The 603-nt window shown below is 41.5% G+C and carries 1 protein-coding gene; it reads right to left on the bottom strand.

The annotated features are described in order from the left end of the window. Positions 1-603, bottom strand: a 603-nt coding sequence (locus R7044_RS26550; protein WP_225456155.1) for a methyl-accepting chemotaxis protein, incomplete at both ends; no start/stop codon positions are given.

Below are 603 nucleotides of genomic sequence, written 5' to 3'. Positions count from 1 at the left end.
CTTGAGCTGTGGTTGACGAGATACTGTCGACCAAAGTAAGCAACTTCGCTTGCATATCAACGCAGGCATCTGCCAAGGTGCCAAGCTCATCATGACCAATTTTGTTACGTGGAAGCTGGTAAGTTAGGTCGCCCGACGCGATTTTTGATGCCATGTTTACAACGTAATTTAGTGGTGTGAAGATCTGTTTGGTTAGGAATAGGCCTAGCGTAAAACTCAGTGCCAATAGCGCGACGATAGCAATAATGCTGTAGGTGATTGCGCTGCGCACTGCTTCATGAGCGCTAGCAATATCTTCTTGTACGTAGGTTTGGTTTAGTTCCACTAAATCACGAATCGCATCGGATAATTGTGTGAATGTAGAAAATCCGTTTAACAATGTTTCATTTGCTTCATCGATTTTATTATTCAATAGCAACTTCGCGTATTCATTGTTAAACGCACTGTATTTAACCCAGGCACTTTTTACTTTATTGAAAGCGTCTCGGTCGCGTTGATCCCACAGTCCTTTCTCATATTGGTCTAGATATTTATCAATTTTCTGTTCAGATTTTTCTAATCCGGCTACCCATTCCATGAATTGAGGGTGATTCACATTAGTTA

This window comes from Vibrio sp. 1402 (assembly GCF_033340275.1).
Note: the sequence above shows the minus strand (reverse complement) of the source record. Positions and strands in the feature narration are given on the sequence as shown.